General features: G+C 64.6%; 2 protein-coding genes. Both read right to left on the bottom strand.

The window, feature by feature from the left end; genetic code table 11:
• Positions 1-823: FAD-dependent oxidoreductase (locus tag EOA38_RS35420; protein ID WP_127301404.1), on the bottom strand; the 823-nt coding region annotated here is incomplete at its 3' end.
• Positions 824-869: 46 nt separating this feature from the next.
• The gene (locus EOA38_RS35415) at positions 870-1763 is read right to left on the bottom strand and encodes a dihydrodipicolinate synthase family protein (protein WP_127301403.1); all 894 of its coding nucleotides are present in this window, start codon (positions 1761-1763) and stop codon (positions 870-872) included.
• Positions 1764-1846 lie beyond the last annotated feature (83 nt).

Genomic DNA, 1846 nt, shown 5'->3' with positions numbered 1-1846 from the left:
GGGTCGTGCCGTCGGCAAGCATGACCGCGGCGCCATCCGCGCCGGCTTCGACGCGATCGATACGCGCATGCTCGAAACGGGCGCCGAGCCGCTCCGCATAGGCCCACACCGCCTTGCCGAGCAGCTTCGGATCGGCGACCGTCTTCCAGCTCGGCACGAAAGTGCCCTTGACGAAGCGTGGCGCGAGGCCCGGCTGAAGCGCCGCCATCTCTTCCCCCTCGACATGGCGGAAGCCGATGTCGAAGCGCTCCCGCGCCGCCCAACCCGACAATGAGGCGCGAAACTCAGCCTCGCTTTCGTAGAGTTCGAGCGAGCCGTCCTCGCGCAGCATCGGCCTCGTGCCGGAGCGGTCGAGCAGGCCCATCCATTCGGCTTCGGCGAGCCTCATCATGCCGGCCTGCGCCGCGAGGCTCGTCTCATAGTGTCTGGAGTTGCCCGCGCGCCAGAAGCGGATCAGCCAGGGAAGGAGCTTGGGCAGATAGGCGGGCGGGATGGAGAGCGGCCCGAGCGGGTCGGCAAGCCATTTCGGCAGTTGCTTGATCATCCCTTTATGCGCCAGCGGCAGCACGTCGGAGAAGGCGAAGGCGGCGGCGTTGCCGGAGCTCGTCTCCTCGCAGATGCCGGTGCGGTCAAAAATGGTGACGCGGCGACCGGCCTCGGCAAGCAAGGTCGCCACGCAGATGCCGATAATGCCGCCGCCGACAATGGCGACGTCTTCCCCTTCTCCCCGTTCACGGGGGGAAGGCGCCCGCGGGGCGGATGAGGGGCGGCGCCCCTCTTCTGAAGATTTGGAATTCCCCTGCACGTTGGCGCTGCCCCTCATCTGGCTGCCGCCGGCTTCTCCCCGTGAACGGGGAGAAGAAAGCCAATCAAAACGCCGGCAGTTCCGGCCGCACGGCCAGCGCATCCCTGACGATCTTTTCCACCGCCTTGCGGCGCTCGCCCGAGAGCGGCTGGCGCGGCATGCGAACGCGGTCATTGGTATCGATCGCCAGCACTTCGGCAAGCTTGATGTTTTGGACCAGATAGGTCGAGACATCGAGGTCGAGCAGCGGGCGGAACCAGCGATAGATCTTCAGCGCCTCCTCGCGGCGGCCTTTTCTCATCAGCCGGTAGATGGCGACGGTCTCGCGCGGGAAGGCGGTGACCAGACCGGCAACCCAGCCGATGGCACCGACCGACAGCGCCTCGAAAGCGAGGTTGTCGACGCCGGTGAAGAGATCGTAGCGGTCGCCGAGGCGGTTGATGATCTCGGTCGAGCGGCGGATGTCGTCGGAGGATTCCTTGATGGCGACGAAGCGTTTGTCCGACGCCAGTTCCTCCATCAGGTCGACGGTGACGTCGACGCGATAGGCGAGCCGGTTGGAATAGATCATGACCGGCAGGTCTCCGGCTTCGGCGACCGCGCGAAGGGCAGCGACCGTCTCTTGGCGGTCGGTGTGGTAGATCGGACTAGGCACCACCATCAGGCCGTTTGCGCCTTCCCTGGCGGCGCGGCGCGCGATGCTGGCCGCCTCGCGCGTGCCGGGCTCATTGACGGTCAAAAGCACGGGCTTCTTGCCGGCGACTTTCTGCGCCGTCTTCAGCACCTCGATCTTCTCGTCATGCGACAGCATCGGCCCTTCGCCGAGCGAACCGCAGACGATGATGCCGTCGCAGCCGGCCTCCATCTGCAGGCCAAAGCAGCGCTCCATCTCGGCGTGGTCGAGACGGTCGTCCGTCGTGAATTTGGTCGTGACTGCGGGGAAGACTCCGGCCCACATGGTTAGTTCTCCATCTGATATATCAGCGGTATATTTATTAAGAAACGAGCTGTCAACACGGATTCCATTATGATATATAAAAA

The sequence above is a fragment of the Mesorhizobium sp. M1E.F.Ca.ET.041.01.1.1 genome, from assembly GCF_003997355.1.
GTDB lineage: Bacteria > Pseudomonadota > Alphaproteobacteria > Rhizobiales > Rhizobiaceae > Mesorhizobium.
The sequence above is the reverse complement of the archived record's forward strand: the minus strand, read 5'-3'. Positions and strand labels throughout refer to the sequence as shown.